The organism is Microbispora sp. NPDC046933 (assembly GCF_040644635.1).
GTDB lineage: Bacteria > Actinomycetota > Actinomycetes > Streptosporangiales > Streptosporangiaceae > Microbispora.
Genome location: NZ_JBEYWW010000038.1, coordinates 1 through 22,971 on the forward strand (window position 1 = coordinate 1; position 22,971 = coordinate 22,971).

At 71.5% G+C, this 22,971-nt stretch carries 16 protein-coding genes and 2 pseudogenes; 12 read left to right on the top strand and 6 right to left on the bottom strand.

All coding sequences use genetic code 11. The features are described from left to right. A pseudogene (locus tag ABZ857_RS36240) lies at positions 1-828 on the bottom strand (cupin domain-containing protein); the annotation flags it as partial. A gap of 163 nt (positions 829-991) precedes the next feature. Here ABZ857_RS36240 and ABZ857_RS36245 point away from each other — a divergent pair. The 8 genes and pseudogenes from ABZ857_RS36245 (at position 992) to ABZ857_RS36280 (ending at position 11,965) form a co-directional block, all read left to right on the top strand. Then, positions 992-1,420: a pyridoxamine 5'-phosphate oxidase family protein gene (locus ABZ857_RS36245; RefSeq protein ID WP_357052698.1), complete on the top strand. Its 429-nt coding sequence runs from the start codon at positions 992-994 to the stop codon at positions 1,418-1,420. A 232-nt stretch (positions 1,421-1,652) separates the two neighbouring features. After that, on the top strand, positions 1,653-2,912 hold the full coding sequence (locus ABZ857_RS36250; RefSeq protein ID WP_357052701.1) for an MFS transporter: 1,260 nt from the start codon (positions 1,653-1,655) through the stop codon (positions 2,910-2,912). Positions 2,913-3,470: 558 nt separating this feature from the next. After that, a pseudogene (locus tag ABZ857_RS36255) lies at positions 3,471-6,650 on the top strand (nitrate reductase subunit alpha); the annotation flags it as partial. Beyond that, a complete protein-coding gene (gene narH, locus ABZ857_RS36260; RefSeq protein WP_357052703.1) occupies positions 6,650-8,296 on the top strand; it encodes a nitrate reductase subunit beta in 1,647 nt (548 codons plus the stop codon). The pseudogene ABZ857_RS36255 and the gene narH, both read left to right, overlap by 1 nt. Further along, a complete protein-coding gene (narJ, locus tag ABZ857_RS36265) occupies positions 8,293-9,000 on the top strand; it encodes a nitrate reductase molybdenum cofactor assembly chaperone (RefSeq protein ID WP_357052706.1) in 708 nt (235 codons plus the stop codon). The genes narH and narJ overlap by 4 nt, the downstream gene beginning before the upstream one ends. Next, entirely contained in the window at positions 8,997-9,749 is a 753-nt protein-coding gene (gene narI / locus ABZ857_RS36270; RefSeq protein ID WP_357052709.1) for a respiratory nitrate reductase subunit gamma, read from the top strand. Before narJ ends, narI begins: the two co-directional genes overlap by 4 nt. Before the next feature lie 69 nt (positions 9,750-9,818). Continuing rightward, a complete protein-coding gene (locus ABZ857_RS36275) occupies positions 9,819-10,322 on the top strand; it encodes a hypothetical protein (RefSeq protein WP_357052712.1) in 504 nt (167 codons plus the stop codon). Between the two features lie 233 nt (positions 10,323-10,555). Continuing rightward, positions 10,556-11,965 (top strand): nitronate monooxygenase, encoded by a 1,410-nt coding sequence (locus tag ABZ857_RS36280; protein ID WP_357052714.1) that lies wholly within the window; start codon positions 10,556-10,558, stop codon positions 11,963-11,965. A 61-nt stretch (positions 11,966-12,026) separates the two neighbouring features. Here the strand turns inward: ABZ857_RS36280 and ABZ857_RS36285 are convergent, their stop codons facing one another. After that, entirely contained in the window at positions 12,027-13,601 is a 1,575-nt protein-coding gene (locus ABZ857_RS36285) for a cellulase family glycosylhydrolase (RefSeq protein ID WP_357052717.1), read from the bottom strand. A 488-nt stretch (positions 13,602-14,089) separates the two neighbouring features. On the opposite strand from ABZ857_RS36285, the gene ABZ857_RS36290 reads away from it, so the two are divergent. Then, positions 14,090-15,106: a LacI family DNA-binding transcriptional regulator gene (locus ABZ857_RS36290; protein ID WP_357052720.1), complete on the top strand. Its 1,017-nt coding sequence runs from the start codon at positions 14,090-14,092 to the stop codon at positions 15,104-15,106. Here ABZ857_RS36290 and ABZ857_RS36295 read toward each other — a convergent pair. Beyond that, positions 15,054-15,560, bottom strand: a complete 507-nt coding sequence (locus ABZ857_RS36295; protein WP_357052723.1) for a hypothetical protein — start codon at positions 15,558-15,560, stop codon at positions 15,054-15,056. The two genes, ABZ857_RS36290 and ABZ857_RS36295, sit on opposite strands and share 53 nt — an antisense overlap. Before the next feature lie 7 nt (positions 15,561-15,567). Further along, entirely contained in the window at positions 15,568-16,497 is a 930-nt protein-coding gene (locus tag ABZ857_RS36300; protein WP_357052726.1) for a hypothetical protein, read from the bottom strand. Between the two features lie 299 nt (positions 16,498-16,796). Between ABZ857_RS36300 and ABZ857_RS36305 the strand changes: the two genes are divergently transcribed. Next, entirely contained in the window at positions 16,797-17,720 is a 924-nt protein-coding gene (locus ABZ857_RS36305) for a HAMP domain-containing sensor histidine kinase (RefSeq protein WP_357052729.1), read from the top strand. Between the two features lie 270 nt (positions 17,721-17,990). On the opposite strand, the gene ABZ857_RS36310 is transcribed toward ABZ857_RS36305, so the two are convergent. Then, positions 17,991-18,242 (bottom strand): hypothetical protein, encoded by a 252-nt coding sequence (locus ABZ857_RS36310; RefSeq protein ID WP_357052732.1) that lies wholly within the window; start codon positions 18,240-18,242, stop codon positions 17,991-17,993. 295 nt (positions 18,243-18,537) lie between these two features. After that, a complete protein-coding gene (locus ABZ857_RS36315) occupies positions 18,538-18,741 on the bottom strand; it encodes a cold-shock protein (RefSeq protein ID WP_139577431.1) in 204 nt (67 codons plus the stop codon). 669 nt (positions 18,742-19,410) lie between these two features. On the opposite strand from ABZ857_RS36315, the gene ABZ857_RS36320 reads away from it, so the two are divergent. Continuing rightward, the gene (locus ABZ857_RS36320; RefSeq protein ID WP_357052735.1) at positions 19,411-20,754 is read left to right on the top strand and encodes a hypothetical protein; all 1,344 of its coding nucleotides are present in this window, start codon (positions 19,411-19,413) and stop codon (positions 20,752-20,754) included. Between the two features lie 13 nt (positions 20,755-20,767). After that, complete coding sequence (locus ABZ857_RS36325) at positions 20,768-22,903, top strand: PQQ-binding-like beta-propeller repeat protein (protein ID WP_357052738.1); 2,136 nt, start codon at positions 20,768-20,770, stop codon at positions 22,901-22,903. Positions 22,904-22,971 lie beyond the last annotated feature (68 nt).

A 22,971-nucleotide genomic window follows, 5' to 3' on the forward strand; every position in this document is an offset into this window, starting at 1 on the left:
GGGGAAGGCGACGGCCCCATGGTGAAAGCAGTGAGAGCGCAGTCGCCGTGGGCCGTCGCATCCACCGCGGCCTCGGGGGGCGGGTGCCGACCAGGTCGGCGAACCGCTTCGCCAGTGTGGAACGCGACACCCCGGTCCGGTCGGCCAGTGAGGAGACCGTCCAGGGCGCCGCCGGTTCGGTGTGCAGCAGGCGCAGCGCGTCTCCGACCACCGGGTCCCGCTGGGCGGCGTACCAGGCCGGCGGTTCGCCGCCCGGCCGGTCGAAGTACTCGCGCAGTGCGCAGACCAGCATCCAGTCCAGCAGCCGGTCCAGGACCACCTGCTGGCCCGGATGTCGGCGGCGACCTCGGCGGCGAGGTGGTCCAGGACGGCGTCGGCCCCGCCGCCGGAAGCCACGCGCAGCACGACGGGCAGCGCGTCCAGCAGCCTGCGGCTGATCTCGCCGCGCACCGGGTAGGCGCCGACGATCAGCGTCGTCGCGCCGTCACCGGAGTCGCCGCAGCTGTCGTTCCAACCGCGCCGATGCCGGGTCCCGCCCTGCTCGGGCGTCGCGCAGTGCTCGCCGCAGGCGATCGGTTCGGCCCGGGTGCCGACCTCGTCGACGAAGGTGAACGGTGCGGGGCCCCGCACGATGACCGTCTCGCCGGCGCGGAGCTGTTCGGGCGGGTGGTGCTCCGGCACGATCCAGCCCGCCCCGCCGAGGACGGTGCACAACATCAGCGGCGCGCCGTCCACGAAGCGCAGCGCCCAGGGCGGGGTCAGGGTCGAGCTGCCGAACAACGAGCCCTGGGCCCGTATCCCGCGGAAGAGGTCACTGAACGCGTCCACTCCACCGACGTTAGACGATCACACAGGCGATCCGGCTTTTCACCTATGGATTCGTCCGAGCGGGTGCCGTTGTATCGCTGCCATGAGCAACGACACCACCCTCGTCCTCGGCGCACGGACCGGTGCAGGAGTTCGTGGCGCGGGTTCTTCCGAAAGGGCCGCGATGAGCACCGCCACCGGCCTGCTGACCGCCGAGGACCTCGAGTTCCTCGGACGCCCCCTGCACGGGTTCCTGTCCGTGGCCGGGGGAACACAGCCGCCACAGCCCCGGCCAGTGTGGTTCGAGGCCACCCCGGAGGGGACGATCCAGTTTTTCACGGAGCCGGACTCGCTGAAGGTGCGGCGCCTGCGCCGCGACCCCCGCGCCTCGATCGTCGTCGCAGCCCCGGTGGGTGAGCGCGAGCGCTGGGTGTCCGTCGCCGGCCGCGCCACGGTGGAGGCCGACGGAGCGCACGACCTGTGTTCCCGCCTCGCCGCCCGTTACTGGGACCTCGACGACCAGGCCCGGGCCGACGATCTCGCCACGATGCTGGCCGCCGACCTCTTGCGCGTCGTCATCCACCCGGAGACCGTGCACCGCTACGCGTACTGACCTCCGCCGGAACCGCCCGCCGGCGAACCGTCCCGAGCGCGATGCCGCGCGCATCACCTCGCGCCACCGGTTTCCCCTCCGGGGCGACCGTCCGTGATGAGGGGTGACGCGGGGCCCGTGCGGAGAGGTCCAAGGTCCCTGTCCCGTTGATCTACCTGCCGGAGACGCTGTGTACGCCCAGCGGTGACAGCTTCGATCGCCGCGCCCAGAGCGATACACAGTGGAGGCAACCATGAGTGCGGGGGACGCGCCGGCCGGTCAGCCGGACGCCCGACCGGCCGGCGGGCGTCCGGCGCTGATGCTGACCTTGGCCACGGTCGGCTTCGCGATCAACTTCTGGGCCTGGGCGCTGCTCAGCCCGCTGGCGCCGAAGTTCAAGGAGGCCCTGCACCTGAGCCCCTTCCAGCAGGCGCTGGTCGTGGCGGTGCCGGTGGTGGTCGGGTCGCTGGGCCGCATCCCGGTCGGTGCGCTGACGGACCGGTACGGCGGCCGCGTCATGTTCCCGCTGGTGTCGCTGGCCACCGTCGTGCCGGTGCTCTACCTGGGGCTGGCGGGCCAGACGTCGCTGGCCGGGCTGCTGGCCGGAGGCTTCTTCCTCGGCATCGGCGGCACGGCCTTCGCGATCGGCGTGCCGTTCGTCAACGCCTGGTTCCCGCCCACGCGGCGCGGCCTGGCCGTCGGCGTGTTCGGCGCGGGCATGGGCGGCACCGCCATCAGCGCGCTGACCACGGTCACGCTGACCGACGCGGGCGGCACCGCGACCCCGTTCGTGGTCACCGCCGTCGTGCTCGTCGCGTACGCGGTGGTGGCGGCCCTGCTGCTGCGGGACGCGCCGGGCCGGGCGGTGCCGGCCGAGTCGCTGGCGCGCCGGCTGGCGGCCACGCTGCGGCTGCGGGTGACCTGGCAGGCCTCGGCGCTGTACGCGGTGGCGTTCGGCGGATACGTGGCGTTCTCGGTCTACCTGCCCGCCTACCTCAAGACCGCGTACGGACTGGCCCAGGCCGACGCCTCCAATCGGATGGCCGGGTTCGTGCTGCTGGCGGTGCTGATGCGCCCGGTCGGCGGGTGGCTGTCCGACCGGTTCGCGCCGACCAGGGTGCTCGCCGGCACGCTGCTCGTCGTCGTGGCCGGCGCCGCGGTCCAGGCGTTCACGCCCCCGCTGGCGCCCCTCGGCACGGTCGCGTTCCTGTCCATGGCCGCCGCGCTCGGCGCCGGCAGCGGCGCGACCTTCGCCCTGGTGGCGCTGCTCGCCCCGGCGAACAAGGTCGGCTCGGTCACCGGGATCGTGGGCGCCGCGGGCGGTCTGGGCGGCTTCGTGCCGCCACTGCTGATGGGCTTCATCTACGGCCGGTACGGCACCTACGCCCTGGGGCTGGCGCTGCTGGCCCTGGTCGCGCTGGCCGCCCTGCTGCTGGACACCACCGCCGTCGCCCGGACGGCCCGTCGCGCGGCCGGGCCGGGCCTGATCGAAGGGTCGAAAGCACATGTGTGAGTACTGCGGCTGCCAGGCCGTGACCGCGATCGGCGAGCTGACCCGCGAGCACGATCTGCACCGGCGCGTCGAGGCGGTCCTGGGGGAGGCCGCGGACGGCGCACCCGCCGACCCGGGCTGGCCGCTCAGGCTGCTCGACGTCCTGAACCTCCTGCGCGCCCACATCCTCAAAGAGCAGGACGGGGTGTTCCCGGCGGCGTTGGCGGCCCTGGGCACCGACGAATGGGAGGCCGTCGAGAAGGTCCGAGCCCGGGTCGGCACGCTGTTGCCGGTTTCTGGGGTGCCGGTTTCTGGGGGCACCCGCCGCCACGCCCGCCGATCACCGCGGGGCTGCCGATCACCACAGGACCAAGGTCCCGGCCGGACGGGACGGCCGGCACCTGCCGTGCGACCCCGCATCGGAGGAGCCTGGCATACGCGGCGCGCCGCGCGCCGCATCGGCTTCATCGAAGGAGTGCATCGCCGTGTCACCACGCCCGTCCCAGGACGCCGCCGGTTCTCCCGCCACCGACTCGGTGCCCGGTGTGGCGCCCCTGCTGGCCGCGCGTCGTTTCCTCAAACGAGGCGATCACCATGATCGCCGCCGCCCACGTCTACACGACGAAGACGTACGGCCCGGACCGCGTCGTGGGGTTCTCCCCGATCCCGGCGATGTCGATGGCGTCGTTCGCCGCCGGCACCCGGTATCACGCGCTGCTGGGCGGCACGCTGCTGAGCTTCTACGACTGGTACGCCGACCTGCCGGTCGCGTCCCCGCAGATCTGGGGCGACCAGACCGACGTGCCCGAGGCGGGCGACTGGTGGAACTCCACCTACCTGATGATGTGGGGCTCCAACATTCCGGTGACCCGGACCCCGGACGCGCACTTCCTCGCGGAGGCCCGCTACCGGGGCACCAAGGTCGTCGCGGTGAGCCCCGACTACGCGGACAACGTCAAGTTCGCCGACGACTGGCTCGCGCCGCACCCCGGCACCGACGGCGCCCTGGCGATGGCCATGGGCCACGTCATCCTCACCGAGTTCTTCCGCGACCGCGAGGTGCCGTACTTCACCGACTACGTCCGCCGATACACCGACCTGCCGTTCCTCGTCACGCTCCGGCAGCGTGACAACGGCGCCTGGACGCCCGACCGTTTCCTCACCGCCAGGGACCTCGGCGACGACGACCGGGACGATGAGCACGATCCGGCCGCCGCCCACAAGACGGTGCTCGTCGACCGGCGTACGGGCGAGCCGGTCGTGCCGAACGGCTCGCTCGGGTTCCGTTACGGCGAGCGGGACGCAGGCCGGTGGAACCTCGACCTCGGCGAGGCCGTGCCCGCACTCGGCCTGCTCGGGCTCACCGCCGACGCCGTCGAGGTCGAGCTGGCCCGGTTCGACGTCGGAGACACCGAAGGCGGCGCCACGATGCGCCGGGGCGTGCCGGTCACGCGGATGGGCGGCCACCTCGTCACGACCGTGTTCGACCTGCTGATGGCGCAGTACGGCGTGCGCCGCGGCGACCTGCCGGGCAGCTGGCCGACCGGGTACGACGACGCCGGCGAGCCCAACACCCCCGCCTGGCAGGAGCAGATCACCGGGGTTCCCGCCGCGCTCGCCGCCCGGATCGCCCGCGAGTTCGCGCGCAACGCCGAACGCAGCCGGGGCCGCTCCCTGATCGTGCTCGGCGCCGGCGCCAACCAGTGGTTCCACTCCGACATGACCTACCGGGCCTTCATCGCGCTCGTCACGCTGACCGGCTGCCAGGGCGTCAACGGCGGCGGCTGGGCGCACTACGTCGGTCAGGAGAAGGCCAGGCCGCTGACCGGCCAGCAGCACATGTCCTTCGCCTTCGACTGGCAGCGTCCGATGCGCCACCAGGCCGCCACGCCGTACTGGTATCTGCACACCGACCAGTGGCGCTACGAGCGGGTGCCCGCCGACGAGCTGTCCTCGCCGCTGGGCACCGGCCGGTTCACCGGCATGACGTTCGCGGACACGATCGCCGCCGCTCAGCGGATGGGCTGGAGCCCCGGCCACCCGGCGTTCAACCGCAACCCTCTCGACCTCACCGACGAGGCGGCCGAGGCGGGCCGCACCGTGCGGCAGCACATCGTGGACGAACTCAAGGCCGGACGGCTCAAGGCGGTCGCCGAGGATCCCGACGACCCCGCGAACTTCCCCCGCTGCCTCACCCTGTGGCGGGCCAACCTGCTGGGCTCCTCGGGCAAGGGCAACGAGTACTTCATGCGGCACCTGCTCGGCGTGGACTCCCTCGCCGGGGCGCAGGAGTGCGACCCCGGTCAGCGGCCCCGCGACGTGGTCTGGCGCGACGAGGCGCCGACCGGGAAGCTCGACCTGCTCACCGCGATCGACTTCCGGATGACCAACACCGGGCTGCACGCCGACGTGGTCCTCCCGGCCGCCACCTGGTATGAGAAGCACGACATCTCGACCACGGACATGCACCCGTTCGTGCACGCCTTCAGCCCGGCCGTCGCGCCGCCGGCGGACGCGCACACCGACTACGACGCCTTCCTCGCCCTCGCCGACCGGTTCAGCGAGCTCGCGGCCACCCACCTCGGCGTACGCCGCGACGTCCTCGCGGTGCCGCTGCAGCACGACACACCCGACGAGCTCGCCATGCCGGGCGGCCGGGTGCGGGACTGGAAAGCGGGGGAGTGCCCGCCCGTGCCCGGCGTGACGATGCCGAAGCTCGTCGAGATCGAACGCGACTACACGCTGATCGGCGCCAAGATGCGCGCGGTGGGGCCGCTGCTCGACACCCTCGGCACCACCACCAAGGCGATCACGGTCGACGTCACGCCGGAGATCGAGTATCTCGCCCACCAGAACGGCGTCGTCGCCGACGGCCCGTTCGCCGGACGCCCGTCGCTCGCGACCGCCGACCGGATGTGCGAGGCGATCCTGGCGCTGTCCGGCACGACCAACGGCCGGGTGGCCGCCGCCGGTTTCGCCGCTCTGGAACTGCGCACCGGGCAGCGGTTCGCCGACCTGATCGAGGGCCACGAGACCGACCACATCTCCTACCCGGACACCCAGGCCGCGCCGCAGCCGGTGTTCACCAGCCCCGAGTGGTCCGGATCGGAGAAGGGCGGCCGTCGCTACTCGCCGTTCACGCTCAACGTCGAACGGTCGAAGCCCTGGCACACCCTCACCGGGCGGCAGCACTTCTTCGTCGAGCACGACTGGGTCGCCGAGCTCGGCGAGCAACTGCCCGCCTTCCGCCCGCCGCTGAACATGGCGCGTCACTTCGGCAGGCCCGGCGAGCTCGTCGACGGCGGCGTGACGGTCCGGTTCCTGACCCCGCACGCCAAGTGGTCGATCCACTCGATGTACCACGACAACGAGCTGATGCTCGCGCTGTCCCGGGGCGGGCCGGTGATCTGGATGAGCGTCGAGGACGCCGCGAAGATCGGCGTCAGGGACAACGAGTGGATCGAGGCGCACAACCGCAACGGCGTCGTCGTCGCCCGCGCCGTCGTCAGCCACCGGATGCCCGAGGGCACGGTGTTCCAGTACCACTCGCCGGAGCGGACGGTGAACGTGCCCAAGGCCGAGAAGAGCGGCCGGCGCGGCGGCTACCACAACTCGATGACCCGGCTGCTGGTCAAGCCCACCCACCTCGCGGGCGGGCACGCCCAGCTCACCTACGCCTTCAACTACTACGGGCCGATCGGCAGCCAGCGCGACGAGATCACGGTGATCCGCCGCCGTGCCCAGGAAGTGGAGTACTGATGAGGATCCGCGCGCAGGTCGCGATGGTGATGAACCTCGACAAGTGCATCGGTTGTCACACCTGCTCCGTCACCTGCAAGCAGACCTGGACCAACCGCGAGGGCACCGAGTACGTGTGGTTCAACAACGTCGAGACCAAGCCCGGCATCGGATATCCCAAGCACTACGAGGACCAGGATCGCTGGCACGGCGGGTGGAAGCTCGACGGCAGGGGCCGGCTCACCCTGCGCTCCGGCGGCCGGATGAAGCGGCTGACCCGCATCTTCGCCAACCCCGATCTGCCGTCGATCGACGACTACTACGAGCCGGTGACGTTCGACAAGGACATCCTGGTGAGCGCGCCCGGCGGCCTGGCCGACACGCCGGTCAAGCGGCCGTACTCCGCGCTGACGGGCGAACCGGCGGCCGTGGAATGGGGAGCGAACTGGGAGGACGGCCTCGGTGGCGCGCACGAGCGGGCCGGCCGCGACCCGAACATCACCCGGATGCCCGCCGAGGCCGCGGCGAAGGTCAGGTTCGAGTTCGAGAAGACCTTCATGTTCCACCTTCCGCGGATCTGCGAGCACTGCCTCAACCCGGCCTGCGTGTCGGCCTGCCCGTCCGGCGCCATGTACAAGCGGGAGGAGGACGGCATCGTCCTGGTCGACCAGAACAGGTGCCGTGGCTGGCGGATGTGCGTGCCGGCGTGCCCGTACAAGAAGGTGTACGTCAACCACGCCACCGGCAAGGCCGAGAAATGCACCCTGTGCTTCCCGCGGATCGAGGCAGGCCAGCCCACCATCTGCTCCGAGACGTGCGTGGGGCGGCTGCGCTACCTCGGCATCGTCTTCTACGACGAGGACGCCGTGCTCGCCGCCGCGTCCGTGCCGGACGAGCGCGACCTGCTCGACGCCCAGCGTGACGTCCTCCTCGACCCGCACGACCCGGCGGTGCGGCAGGCCGCCCGCGACGCCGGCATGCCCGAGGAGTGGATCGAGGCCGCGAAGGCGTCCCCCGTGTGGCGGCTGATCAGCGAGTATCGGATCGCGCTGCCGCTGCACCCGGAGTATCGGACGCTGCCGATGGTCTGGTACGTCCCGCCGCTGTCGCCGGTGCTCGACGCGACCGGCGCCGCCGGTCGTGACGACACCGACGCCGACGACGTCTTCCACACCATCCGGGACCTGCGCATCCCGGTGGAGTACCTCGCCGAACTGTTCACCGCCGGTGACGCCGACGCCGCCGCCGGCGTCCTGATGAAGCTGGCCGCGATGCGTTCGTACATGCGGGCCCGCACGCTGGACGGCACCGTCGCGCAGGACCTGCTGGACGGCATCGGGATGACCGCCGAGCAGGTCGAGTCGATGTACCGGCTGCTGGCGATCGCCAAGTACGACGAGCGGTACGTCATCCCGGCCGCCTACGGCGGGGACGCCGCCGCCCTCGAAGCGCAGGCCGCCGCGACGGACGGCTGCTCGCTCGACTGCGAGGGCGGCCCCGGCATGGGTGGGCAGGGCACAAGCGGCTCGCAGCCGGCCACCGTGGAGCGCTTCCACCTCGTCGGCGGCGACGACGACGTGCACGCCGACCGGCGGGGGCTCACGTCGCGGCGGCCCGACGGGCGTACGGGTCTGTCCATCGACCCCGCGCGGCGGGGCCGGTCATGACCGCGCCCTCGATCGACGCCGCTCCGGTGACCGCGGCCGACCGGACCCGCCTGTTCCAGCTCACATCGGTGCTGCTCACCTACCCGGACGCCGAGCTGCTCGACGCCCGCGACGAGCTGCGCGGCGCCGCCGCCCGCATCGAGCACCCGCGGCTGCGCGGCCAGGTCGAGAAGTTCCTCTCCTGGCTGAGCGGCACCGAGCCGATCGACGCGCAGCGGCACTACGTGCAGACCTTCGACCTGCGCCGCCGGTCCGGCCTGTACCTGACGTACTACCTGCACGGCGACACCCGCAAGCGGGGGATGGCGCTGCTCATCCTCAAGCGGCGCTACCGCGCCCACGGCCTGCGGCTGGCCGCCGGTGAACTGCCCGACCTGCTGCCGGTCGTGCTCGAGTTCGCCGCCACGATCGGCCCCGGTGAAGGGGAGGCGCCGCTGCGCCAGCACCGGCGCGGCATCGAACTGCTGCGCGCCGCCCTCGCCGACCTCGGCACGCCGTACCACCTGCTCCTCGACGCGATCACCGCCGTCCTGCCGGAGCTGACCGACGCCGACCGGGAGGCCGTCGCGGACCTGGCCCTCGACGGCCCGCCGGTCGAGTCCGTCGGCCTGGACCCCGTCGGCCCGGACTCCTTCGGCCCGGACTCCCTCAGCGGCGTCGGCCTCGCTCCCTACCCCACCTGCACCTCCTCGGAGGCCCGATGAACACCGTCGTCTGGATCGTCCTGCCGTACCTGTGCCTGGCGGTGTTCGTCGGCGGCCACGTGTGGCGGTGGCGCCACGACCAGTTCGGCTGGACCACGCACACCAGCCAGCTGCTGGAGAGCCGGATCCTGCGCCTGGGATCGCCGCTGTTCCACCTCGGCGCGTTCGGGGTCATCGGCGGGCACGCCATGGGGCTGCTGGTGCCGGCCTCGGTGACCGCGGCGCTTCGGATCCCCGAGCACCTCTACCACCTGACCGCGGTCTGGGGCGGCACGCTGACCGGCGCCATGCTCGTGGCCGGACTGGTCCTGCTCATCGCCCGCCGCTTCGTCAACGGACGGGTCCGGCGCGCGACCACCCCGATGGACAAGGTGCTCTACGCCGCCCTGGCGGTCATGATCGCGCTCGGCATGGCCGCCACCGTCGCCGTCAACCTGCTCGGGCCCGGGTACGACTACCGGGAGACGATCGCCGTCTGGTTCCGCAGCGTGTTCTGGCTCTCCCCGCGCAGCGACCTGATGACCGGCGCGCCGCTGGTCTACCAGGCGCACGCCATCGGCGGCTTCCTGTTCCTGGCGTTGTGGCCCTTCACCCGGCTCGTCCACGTCTGGTCGGCGCCGCTGGCCTACCTGTGGCGCCCGTACGTCGTCTACCGCGCGCGGCGCGGGCCCGTCCCGGCCGCGCCGCCCGCGCCGGCCGCCCTGCGGGAGGCGGCCACACGCCGGAGCGTGTCCCCAGCCGGCCGCTGACACCCCAGCGGCCCCGCCGCGTCCGGTGACCCGGAAGGGGGTTCCGGAGGTTTACGAGAGGAGCCATGGATGAGGTTCGTCAGAGGGCTGGCGACGGTGCTTTCGGCCGGCGCGGGCACCGCGATGCTGACCGCGGGCCCGGTGCTGGTGGTCAGGGGCGGAAGGGCCCGGGCGGCGATCCGCGCCGAACTTCGCAGCCAGATGATCGCCGTGCCGGGGAAGGAGTCCGCCGCCGAGCCGGCCGGGGACAAGGGCAGGGACGAGGGCAGGGTCGTGGAGACCGGTCCCGAAGCCAGGGCGTACGCCGAGGTGATCGGGAGGAACGTGCTGCGGGCCACGGGTGGCCGCACCTACTCCCAGGTCTCCGCCGAGCTGCTGGCGGCGGAGGGCGGGGACGACAAACTGGCGGAGGCGCGGCGGACGGCGTTCATGGGCCAGATGTTGCGTGCCTCGCTGCTGAACGCGCACCAGGCCTGGGAGCTCACGTCACTGGTCATCGGCCTCGGTGTGCTGCTGACCGGGACAGGCGCCGCGCTGGTCGCCACGGGCGCCGCGCTGGCCTCGGACCGGTAGGCGGGAGGACCCCCGCCCCCCTGCCCGGGGACCTTTGTCACTACAGCCCCCTCTCCGGCCGTGGTGGACTCATGATCGGCCCCGCCGTGTCCTGTCGCCGGCGGGCAGCAGGCGAGAACCTGGGATTTTTGGGGGGATGCGGGTTGTCCGACGTGGATCGCCGTACGGAAGGCTTCCCGGTAGCGCGGACCGGGCCCGCAGGGGTGGCGCCGCCCGTCCTGATACAGGGCGGGATGGGTGTGGGGGTGTCCGGGTGGCGGCTGGCACGCGCGGTGGCGAGCGCCGGCCAGCTCGGTGTGGTGTCGGGCACGGCGCTCGACGTCACGCTGGCCCGGCGGTTGCAGCAGGGGGATCCGGGAGGGCATCTGCGCCGGGCGCTGGCTCGTTTCCCGGTCCCCGAGATCGCCGAGCGGATCCTGGCCCGCTACTTCGTGGCCGGCGGGGCCGGCAGCGGCAGGCCGTACCGGCCGGTGCCGCGTCTGGGGCTGCGGCGCGGCCAGGTCGCGGACGAGCTGGCCGTGGTCGCCAACTTCGCCGAGGTCCTGCTCGCCAAGGAGGGGCACGACGGCCTGATCGGGGTCAACTACCTGGAGAAGATCCAGATGGCCACGCCGGCCGCGGTCTACGGGGCGATGCTCGCCGGGGTCGACTACGTGCTGATGGGCGCCGGCATCCCCGCGGAGATCCCGCGGCTGCTCGACGACCTCGCGGCGCACCGGCCGGCGGAGATCTCGGTGGCCGTGGCCGGCGGCGAGACGCCGCACACGGTCGGCCTCGATCCGGCGGCGCTGCTCGGCGGGGCGCTCGCGCCGCCGGCGCGGCCCCGGCTGCTGGCGATCGTCTCCTCGCACGTCCTGGCCGCCTACCTCGCGCGCTCGGGGGGCACCAGGCCGGACGGGTTCGTGATCGAGTCGCCGTCGGCGGGCGGCCACAGCGCGCCGCCGCGCGGCCGGTTGCGGCTGGACGAGGCGGGCGAACCCGTGTATGGCCCGCGCGACGAGGTGGACACCGGCAAGGTCGCGGCGCTCGGCCTGCCGTTCTGGCTCGCAGGCGGGTACGGCACGCCCGACGGGCTCGCCAGAGCGCTGGAGATGGGGGCCGCCGGGGTCCAGGTGGGGTCGGCGTTCGCCCTGTGCCGGGAGTCCGGTCTGGACGACGAGCTGAGGCGGCGACTGCTGCGCGGCGCCGCCGACGGCACACTCGAGGTCCGCAACGACCCTCACGCGTCCCCTGCCGGCTTCCCCTTCAAGGTCGCCCACGTCCCCGGCACGCTGTCCGACTCCGGCGTCTACGCGGAGCGGGCCCGGCTGTGCGACCTGGGCTACCTGCGCACGCCCTACCAGAAGCCGGACGGCGGGGTCGGCTACCGCTGCCCGGCGGAACCCGTGGAGACCTACGTCCGCAAGGGCGGTCGCGCGGAGGAGACCGCCGAGCGCCGGTGCCTGTGCAACGGGCTGCTCGCCGCGATCGGCCTCGGGCAGCACCGCCCGGACGGTTATGCGGAGCCCCCGCTGCTCACCCTCGGCCAGGACATCGGCTTTCTCGACGGGCTGCCCGGCGACTACTCGGCCGCCGATGTGGTGGACCGCATCCTGAAGGGGGCGAGCACCTCGTCGACGTCCGCGTCCGCCGCACCCCGCTGATCGGCGACGGGCCCAGCCGGCCGGAGGGTGGCTGGGCCCGTGCTGTGGCTGGGACAGGGGATCACGCGTAGGGGTTCTGTGTCACCAGGTGGGCCTTGAATCCCTCGCCGAAGGTGCTGGTCGGAGTGCCGTTGGCGTCGGTGATGAGGACGTTGCCCGAGCTGTCGCAGACGCCCCAGGCGTTCCAGGTCCAGGCGAGGTAACCGACACCGTTCGCGTCGGCCCAGTTCATGACCTTGTCGATGTAGTCGTGGGCGCAGGTGTTCTGGCCGATCTCACCGGCCACCACCGGCACCTGCGCGGCGACGGCGCCGATCGTGTTGTTCCAGCAGGTGGTGTCCACGCACCCGTTGAAGTTGTAGGAGTGCCAGGAGGCCATCAGGTTGCCGGTCGGGTCTTTCGGCTTGTACTTCAGCCACTGGCTCAGGTCGTTGGTCCAGGTCAGACCGCCCGTCATGATGACGTTGACGGCTCCGGTGGCACGGACCGCGTCGACCAGGGCCTGCATGCCGGCGACCTCGTAGCCGATTCCGGTGCAGGTGCCGCCGTCACGCAGGCAGGTCCACGCCGCGGTGGCGTCCGTCCAGTTGTTGGCCGCGTCCGGATAGGGCTCGTTGAACAGGTCGAAGATGACGGCGTTGTTGCCCTTGAAGGTGTTCGCCACCTGGGTCCAGAACGTCGGGGCGTACTTCGCGTCGGGCATGGGCTTCTGGCAGGTCGCCGCCACATCCGAGCAGCCCGCGCCCGCCCCCGTGTACTGGCCGTAGTTCCAGTGCATCTCGACGATCGGAGTGATCCCGTTGGTGATCAGCAGGTTCACGTAGTCCTTGACCGCCTGCTGGTAGGCCGCGCCGCTGGTTCCGCCCGAGGGCACGTTGCCGGTCGCCAGCCAGCACTCCTCGTTCAGCGGAATCCGCACCACGTGGATGTTCCAGGGCTTCATCGCGTCGACGGAGGCCTGATCCGCCGGGCCGTCCCACATTCCCCTGCCCTGGATGCAGGCGAACTCGCCGCTGGAGCGGTTGACTCCCAGCAGCCGGTACGGCTTGCCGGCCGAAGTCACCAACGTGTTGCCTGAGACATGCAACTGCGGGGCCGGCCCGCCGGGCGGGGGGCTGGGAGACGGGGACGGGGACGGGCTGGGAGACGGGGACGGGGACGGGCTGGGAGACGGGCTCGGTTTCGGGGACGGGCTTGGGCTCGGGCTTGGGCTTGGGCTCGGGGACGCGCCGGTACAGGTGACGCCGTTGACCTTGAACGCGGCGGGAACCGGGTTGCTCCCGCCCCATTTGCCGATGAAGCCGATCGACACCGAGCCGTTGGAGGGGACGTTGCCGTTCCAGCTCAGGTTCTTGGCGGTGACGTGCGCGCCGGACTGCGACCAGTCGGCGCTCCAGCCGTTGCTCACGCCCTGGCCGGCGGCGGGGAAGTCGAACTCCAACGTCCAGCCGGTCAGCGAGCCGCCGAGGCTGGTGATCGCGATGTCGCCCTGGAAGCCGCCCTGCCACTCGCTGACGACCTTGTACTGCACAGAGCACCCGCCGGGGGCGGCCGTGGCGGGGACGGATATCGCGAACGTGCCGGCCGCGGCCAGCATTCCTGCGGCGGCTGCCGCGAATTTGCCACGAAGTTGCATCGAAGCCTCCTTACTGGGACCGGGACGGCCGTCGAGAGCAGCGCTGTGGATGAACGGTGGGTTACTTAAGTGCTTAAGTCAAGGCCGTCTCTCGGCGAGGGCGTGAAGCGGGTTGGGACACGCAAGGCGACAGAAGTGGTCCTCCTCGTCACGCCACGTGAAAAGTCGATCTGGACGTGCGGGTCTGTCGACGGTTGCCGAATGCTCGCGGCCAGAGCGGAGGATGCTCAAGATCGTAAATGGTGAGCGGGTATCGAGAAAGTTTCAGCAACGTCCCCGGACGTCGACCACGCGCCGGACGGTCGCCGTGTTCCTTGGTCGTTCGCTTGGTAACGGGGATCTCGCCAACCTGATGACTTAAGCGCTTAAGAATCCTTCGCGGTTCTGGCGGACGTCCCCGCCCTCCGACAGGCATGGGAAAAGCGATTCGGTGCTGTTCCTCTTCGGGCAGCGGTAACAAAATGGTCAGGACCGTGAGGGGGGATGCAGTGAAGCGGCCGACCATCGCCGAGATCGCGGCACGGGCCGGTGTCTCGATCGGCGCCGTGTCGTACGCGCTCAACGGCCGGCCGGGGGTGTCCGCGGAAACCCGCAAACTCATCCTCGACATCGCCGACGAGATCGGCTGGCGGCCGAGTGTGGCGGCCAGGTCCCTGTCCGGGTCCCGGGCGCACAGCGTCGGCCTGATCATCGCCCGCCCCGCGGACACGCTCGGTGTCGAGCCGTTCTTCATGCGGTTCATCGCCGGGCTGGAACGCGAACTGTCCGGGCGGCGCACCGCACTGCTTCTCCAGGTCGTCGAGGACCACCACGCCGCGATCGAGGCGATGCGGCTGTGCTGGGCCGAACGGCGCGTCGACGGCATGGTCATCACCGACCTGTGGACGGAGGACGCGCGGATCCCGGTGCTCGAGGAACTCCAGATCCCGGCCGTTCTGGTCGGCCGGCCCCGGCCGGACACCGAGTTACCCGCTGTCTGGACCGACGACGCGGCAGCCGTGGTCGCGGCGGTCGACTACCTCGTGGCGCTCGGACACCGCCGCATCGCCCGCGTCGCGGGGTTGCCCGCTCTGGAGCACACGCAGGTGCGCATCGCGGCCTTCCGCCAGGCCGTGCTCGGCCACGGCCTCGGCGAACCACAGGTCGTCGAGACCGACTACAGCTGGGAGGAAGGCATGCGGGCCACGCGGACGCTGCTGTCCCAGCGCGACCGCCCGACCGCGATCATGTTCGACAACGACGTGATGGCCACCGCCGCGCTCAACGTGGCACAGGAAATGGGCGTCGCCATACCGGATGAGCTGTCGATCGTGGCCGGCGACGACTCGCAGCTGTGCGTGATGGTACGCCCGGCGCTGACCGCGCTCTCGTGGGACATCCAGGCGTACGGCGTGCAGACCGCACGGGTGCTGGCAGACACGATCGACGACCGTTCCCCGGGCTCGCGACAGGTCAGCACGGCCAGTCTGGTCGTCCGGGCGAGCACCACCTCACCGCCGGCCTGATCGACAGGCGCTTGAGCCACGTCGCGGGCAGGGCGGTGGCCAGGAGCACGACGCCGAGCGAGCCGACGAGCGCGGCGGTGGCGAGCGCCCGCGCGGCGGCCGGCCGCCCAGTGCCGACGGCCCAGCCGTGCAGCCCGGCCGCCGACAGTACCGCACAGAACAGCAGGAGCTTCGCGGCCAGGATCCGCCCGTAACCCGGCTCCGCCAGCGCGGCCCAGGTGACGCCCTTGTGCACCGCGATGGCGACCCCGGTGACGAGCTGGACGGGAAGGAACGCCGTGACGGTGAAGAGGCCGAACCGCCGCCCGACAGCGCCGAGCACGGCGGCCCGCCGCTCGGCGTCGAGCAGGCGCCGGGCCAGTGGCAGCAGGACGAGCGAGACCGCCAGCTGACCGCCGACCCACAGGGCCGCGCCGACCACGTGCAGGAATCGGATGACCGACCACCAGGTCATGGCGCGGTCACCGCGAAGATTCCGTGGGCGCCGGCCTCGGCGCGCGGCATGGCGTGGTCGACGAAGGGGTAGTGCCCGGGTTCGGGAAAGACCAGCTCGGCGAAGCCGCCCTGGGCCGGGGCCAGGTCCAGCACCTGGGCGCCCCCCGGTTCGCCTCTCTTGAGCAGATATGCGCCTTCCTTGTAGACGGTGTCGAACGGCACCCCGACCACGTGGAAGGCGGTTCCCGACCCGGGACCGGCCGCGACCACCCAGATGCGCACCCGTTCGCCGGCCCTGGCCGCGAGGGGAGCGTGGTCGTAACCGGCGGCGGTGCCGTTGAATTGCGGGCGGCGCCGCCGCAGCGTCTCCGCCAGGGGGTCAGCGCGACGGCCACCGCGACCAGATACACCGCCAGCCCGGCCACCACGACCCAGCGCGACCCCAGCAGCAGGCCGGGCAGCGTCAGACCGAGGCCGGCCACGGCCAGCCGCAGCGCGAGGCGGGAGCTGCGCCGGGTCAGCGGGGAAACCCGCGTCCGCAGGACCGTCGGCCAGAGCGTGAACAGCGTGCCGAGCACCGTCATGGCCACCCAGCCGAACAGGTTCGTCTCGGCGTGAGCGGCGTGCAGGCGCTCGTGCATCGGGCCGTTCGCCACGTGCGCGGCGAGCAGCCCGCCCAAGGTGCCGCCCACCGCCAGCGCACCCGCGGCGGCCAGGTACCAGCCGATGACATGGCGGAACGGACCGGGCAGCGCCCGTTCGAGCATCCCGGCCAGCACCGTGGCGTTCCAGACGACCACGCCGACCACCGCCGCGGCCCCGGCCGCCGCCACCGGCCACGGCCCGGCGGCCACGCCGTACAGCACGGCCAGGGTCGCGGCGTTCAGCGCGACCAGCCAGGTCGGGCCGGGGGCGGCCGTAAAGCCCACGATCGCCGGGACCAAGGTCCTCAGCACGACGTCACGCGTTCGTCACGGTCGAGGCTCGACAGCCGCCCTACCGGAGCGGGACCTCTGGAGGGACGGAACGGACCACCTCGGCGCCCCGATCTCGGCGACCCGCGCGGATGACGGGGCAGCCGTGATCTCAGCGTGGCGCCGCGCACGGCCTCCGCGCCCTGTCCGGCCGGTGCCGCGCCGCCGACCCGGCCTCCGTCAACCCGGCACGGTCCATCAGCCAGGGATTCGTCCGAGGGTGAATCGGCTGATCGGGAGGGTAGGGAACCCACGGCGGGATGGTGCTTGGGGAGCATCTGATGGGCAGATCGATCCTGAGAGAGCGGCTGGAGCGCGCAGGTCCAAGGAGAGACGCCAGTTCTTTCATGCGGTGGCGGAGCCTCGCGGTGGTGCTGGCCGCCGCGGTGGCAGGCCGGATCCTGGTCCACCGGCTGCTGCGGCGGGTGGGCGCCATCTCCGGCGACCTTGCCGAGATCAACATCAGCGATGAACACGCCCAGATCGCTCAGGAGCATGACCCTCGGCAGGTGATGCAGCTGGTCGACAACATCAACGCGAGTTTGGACATGCTGGACCGTGAACGGCAGTTCGCCTTCAACATCGCCCACGAGATCCGCTCTCCGCTGGCCGGGATACGCGTCACGGTGGAAGAAGCGACCACCCGTCCTGGCGAAGCCGACTATCCCCGCGTGCTGGAAGCGGTACTACGCGGAGTGGATCGACTGGAGGCGCTGGTCGCCGCACTGCTTCTGATCGCCCGCTCCCGCGCCGCCCAAGCCGACTGGGAACGGATCGACCTGTGCGAACTGGTCAGGCAGGAGATCGGTTACCGCAACGATCCCATTCCGACCCAGGTCATCTGCATTCCCGGTGTCGAGGTCATGGCCATGCGCACACGGCTCTGCCAGGTCATCACCAACCTGGTGGACAACGCTCAGCACCACGCCACCAACCAGGTGCAGGTCCATGTCGAGCGCAGCGACGGCAATGCGCGGATCGTAGTGTCCGACGACGGCTCGGGCGTGCCCGAGAAGGACAGGGAACGCATCTTCGACCGGCTGTACCAGCTCAAAACCATTTCCCAGCGGGGCTGCGCCGGCACCGGCCTCGGCTTGGCCATCACCCGAGACATAGCGAAGGCCCACCACGGAGCCGTCTGGGTCGAATCCTCCCCGCTCGGCGGCGCCTGCTTCATCGTCCAATTGCCCATCGCGGCCCACTAGAGGAGTGGTCCGAAGTCCGATCCGTGCTCCTGAGCGATCAGGAATCGGGTGACGGGACATCCGGTCGCCCGGTCGTGCCTGATGGCTACGGTCGCCGCGAGGATGTGCCGAGCGAGCGACGCGTACGGCGACGCCCGGCACGGTGTGCCCGCGGTGAACCGAAGGCCCGGAGCCTGTCCGCGACACAGGCGCAGGACTCCACAGCGCGGAAGGCGGGGGGTCGAACCGAGCCGACGGCCCGGAAAGCCGTAGCGGGCCGTGCGCGGGGGATCAGAAGCTGCTGATCCGTGTCGTGGTGTAGGGAGCGAGCCGAGCTGCCACCACATGCCCGAAATTGACCACGTACGTGAAGGTGCCCGCCTCGCCCTCGTGGGAGATCTGGAGGGACACCACGCTGCCCTGCTTCATCCACTCGACGAGTTCCTCCGCCGTGGGCATCGTGCCGTGCACACGGAGGATCAGTTCCTTTTCCTTGCCGACGCTCAGTAGGTAGAGCAGCCCGGCGGGAGCGCCCGTGGTCATACGTTTCTCCTCATCGTAAGGATGGGACCGGCCCACGTGGGTATCCCCGCACGGCCCCCACACAGCATTCCGGCCGCCTACCTGAACGTCGGCGGCGGTGCCGATGCTGCCGGGGCCGGGGCAGGCGAACCGCCCGCCGAATCACCGGCGAGGGCGCTCGGAGCCGCTGCCTGAGTTCCGCCGGGAGTCGTCGTGCGCATGACACGGCCCCGGGCTCGGCGAGAGCCCGGGGCCGGATGCCTGTCGGATGAGGGCCGGATCGACCCAGCCCTCATCGGCCGCCGTGCGGCGCTGCCTACAGCGGCCGCACCTGCTCGGCCTGGGGGCCCTTGGCGCCCTGGCCCGCGGTGTACTCGACCCGCTGGTTCTCCTCCAGCGACCGGTAGCCACCCGCGTCGATGGCCGAGTAATGGACGAAGACGTCAGGCGTGCCGTCGTCGGGGGCGATGAAGCCGAAACCCTTCTCGGCGTTGAACCACTTGACGGTTCCCTGAGCCATGCTTTCTCTCCTTGATGAGACGATCTCGAGAGCCACGGGTGTGATCCTCGGGCTGCTGCGACCGACCGCCTTCTGAAAGCCGTGGCTTGGCTTCGTACGGTAGACGCCCGCTGTCATAGCTCCGCAGGCGCTGTTACGCATACTGGGACTTCGACACAACCTGTTTCTCTGCACACTACCCGAAAGACGTGCCTGTGTGGCCTGCTTGCGGGATCGCCGTACGCCCCCGGCCGCGGGCATCCCCGTAGACGATCAGGCGTCGGCGCCGCACGCGGACGCTGCGCGACTGGGCCGTGTCGAGTCCGGCCTCCGCTTCACCAGAGGCGTGGCCGGGCGGATGGACTGTTCGGCTACGCCTGGCGCCCTGCTTCAGGCTCCATAACGCCTGGTCAGAGGAGGTTCGAGGGTATTCGTGGCGCATCTGGGGAAGCGCCCGTGCCCGCTTCTTGACCACTGATACGCTTTACGCCTTTCGGTAACTCTGAGCATTACGGGGCAAGAGTGACGACGGGGCCCGGTTATCACCAGCAGTATCCGCCTCAGCCTCCGCCGCAGTGGCAGTCTCCACCTCCCCCTCCGCAGCAATGGCGGTACGGCCCTCCACCACAGCAGTGGCAGCCTCCGCCTCCCCCTCCGCCTCCCACCCCCGGGCGTAAGACGGGGCTGTGGGTGACGCTCGGCATCCTGTCCCTCGTCCTCGTCGTCGCGGTGGGTGCGGGAGTGGGCCTGGTCCTGCGGGGCGGCGGCTCCGGCGACGACACCACGGGCGACGCCGCCACCGACCCGAACACGGTCGTCGTGAAGGACGACGAGATCACCAATCTGGTGCAGGCGCACAGCAGGGCACTGGCCTCGGGTGACGCGAAGGCGTTCACCTCGATCTTCGATCGGAAGAACGCCGCTCTGGTCCGCGACCAGGCGAGAGTCTTCGCCAACCTGCGCAAGATGCCGCTGGCCGAGAAGTCCTACCAGGTGTTGCGCCGCCAGGGCCGGGCTCAGGACAGTTTCGGGCGTGGCGTGAAGTTCACCCAGGACGTCGCGTTCGTCCACCGGTTCGCCGGCATCGACCTGCGCCCGGTGTCCGAGTGGTACCGCTGGACCATCGAGAAGGCGTCGCCGAAAGCGCCCCTCGTCGTGACGAAGGTGGAGGGCGCGCCGCCGACGATCAGCGGCGAGGCGTCGAAGACGATGTACTACCCCGGACCGTGGGACATCTGGCCGGACATCGCGGTGGTGAAGGCGGGCGGCAGCCTCGTCCTCGCCAGGCCGCGGGACGCCGCCCTGGCCCGGCGCGTGGCGCCGGCCGTCTCCGCCGCCGCCGCGAGCGATCTGGCCTTCTGGCAGAAGAACGGCGATCCGGACGCGGCGGTGCCGACCGGGTTCGTGGTCGCGCTGGTCGAGGGGAAGGCCCAGCTCGGCAGGCTGTTCCGTACGGCCAAGGCGAACGAGGCCGGCGTTTCCATCCCCATGCCGCGCTGGGGGATCGGGAACGACACCGTGAAGATCGGCGGCACTCGCGTCGTCATGGACACGACGTCCGAGTTCTTCGGGAACGAGCAGGGGATCGTGGAGATTTCCGAGCACGAGCTCGCGCACTCGCTCGTCGCCGGGCTCGACAGTGCGCAGTTCGCCCTGTTCGGCAGGGCGAACTGGATCACCGAGGGCTTCGCCGAGTACGTGGCCGGCCGCAACCGGCCGATCAGCCAGAACCGGCGTATCAACGAGGGCCGCGCCTACGTGGCGGGACGGCTCGCCATGCCGTTCGACGGAAAGCTGCCGACCAACGCCCTTTGGGACTTCAAGCAGATGACCAGCGTCAACTACCTCATGGGGCATCTGGCCATGCGGTTCGCCGCCAAGCGGTACGGCGAGCGGAAGCTGGTCGAGGGCGTGGTCGCGGCCTACCGGGCGCCGGGTGACGACAGCGAGGCTGCCCTGTTTCAGGTGCTCGGCGTGACCAAGGCGGACTTCGAGCGGCAGTGGGCGGACTACGTCCGCGCCCAGCTCGGGTGATCGGGGGACAGACGTGACGGATCAGCACACCGGGAACCCGTACGGCGGGCCCACCCCGCCCTCGCCGTACCCCTACGGCCCGGGCCGATCGCCCTACGGCGAGCAGGATCAGCCGCACCTCGGCCAGGGACAGCCGGGTGACGCCGGCGGCTGGGGCCACCAGCTCGCACCCAATCAGCTCGCACCGGGTCAGCCTGCACCGGGTCAGGCCGCACCCGGCTACTCGGCCGATGGCCAGGCCGCACCCGGTCAGCCGGCGCCCGGTCAGCCGGCGTACGGCCAGTCGGCGTACGGCCAGTCGGCGTACGGCCAGTCGGCCTATGGCCAGGCCGCGCCCGGTCAGACGGCGTACGGGCAGCCGGGCGGTCAGGGGCAGTGGGGTGAACCCGCGTCGTCGGGCCAGGCCGGGCTGGTCCCGCAGGCCCCGGTCCCTCCGGCGTACGGCCCGCCCGGCCAAGCCGTGCCATGGGGTCCGGGTGCCCCCGGCGCACCGGCGCCCTACGGGCAGCCGGGTCAGGGCCAGCCAGGTCAGGGCCAGCCAGGTCAGGGCCAGCCGGGTCAGGGATACCGGGGCTCGCCGTACTCGGAGCCCTGGGGACAGCCGCAGCCGCAGCCGCAGCCCCAGCCGGGCCAGGCCGCTCCGGCCCCCGCCCCGCCCGGGCAGGGCCAGGCGCCCTGGTATCCGGATCAGCAGGGCTACGCCGGTCAGCAGGGCTACCCCGGCCAGGGCTACCCCGGTCAGCAGGGCTACGCCGTTAAGCAGGGGGGCTACCCCGGCCAGGGTTACGCCGGCCAGGGCTACGCCGCTCTGGGACATCCCGCCCAGGGGCTTCCGCCGCAGCCGCAGGTGCCCGGCCGCACGGGCAGGACGGCGCTGTTCGTCGCGCTCGGGCTGGTGGTGCTGCTGGCGGTGGGCGCGGGAACCGCCTGGCTCGTCGCGGGCGGCGGATCCGGCACCGCCTCCGGCGGGGGCGCGGGGGAGTGGTCCGTCCCGCTCGCGAGTGCCGACAGCATGGACTTCACCCAGGGGCTCGCGTTCGCGGGCTGGCTGACCGACAAAACGGTGATCCGGGTGCAGCGGGACGGGGTGCTCGCCTACGACCTGGCCTCGGGCAAGCGCGCCTGGGGCACCCCCTCGCCCGGCGACCAGCTCTGCGGCGCCGCCGCCGACCTGGAGAACGGCAAGGGCGCCGTGGCGTACGGCAGTGACCGGCTGTGCGACCACCTGGCCGGGGTCGACGCCGCGACAGGGAAGATCACCTGGAAGATCAGGATCCCGGCGGAGAAGTCCCGGCTGGCCAACTCGCTCACCGTGCCTCGGATCATGAACGCGGGCGGCGTCGCCGTCGTGTACGCGAACCGCGTCCTGTCCGGCTACCGCCTGTCGGACGGCGCGAAGCAGTGGACGGCCCAGTTTCCCCAGGGCTGCCACGTCAAGGACGTGAACACGGCGGCCACGCGGGTGGCCCTGCTCCTCGACTGCAGCTTCGAGGGTTCGGGCGGCATCGTGCAGGTGCTCGACCCGAAGAGCGGCAGGACCGGGTGGCGATACAAGATGGGCGATCTCAGCCTGATGAGCCTGGTGCTGTCGGCCGATCCGCTGATCGTCCGCCAGGAGAACGGCGACAAGAGCACCTTCACCGTCGTCGACGACCGGGGCGGCAAGGTCAGCGAGTTCACGACCGGCAAGGTGGACATGCTCGCGATGAACACGGTCGCGTTTGTGGACGGGATGTTCGAGCAGCGCCGCTACGCCGTGCACGGCGACCGTCTCTACCTCACGACCTTTCCGGAGAACGTGCCGGGCAAGGCGCGGTCGGGCGACAAGGCGCTCGCCTTCGATCTCACGACCGGCAAGCAGGTGTGGGAGTCGTCCGGCACCCAGCCCACGATGCTGAACCTCGTCCGCGCCGACGACCACGGCCTGCTCGCCCTGGAGGTCGGCGACTGGCGCGACCTGCCTCCCCGGCTCGTCCGCCTGGACGCGGCCACCGGCAAGGCGGCGGAGGTGGCGGAGCTGCCGCAGAAGTACGGCACCGAGGGGGACGACGCACGGGTGTTCGAGCGGAACGGCGCCGTCGTCATCGTGCCGTGGACCTCGGTCACGGCCAAGCACGCGGTCGCCTACGTCGACACCCAGGAGAGCTGACCGGACCGGGCCAGGTCGCCGCGGCCGGGAACTCGCATGCCGAAGTGATCACGGCAGGGCAATATGTC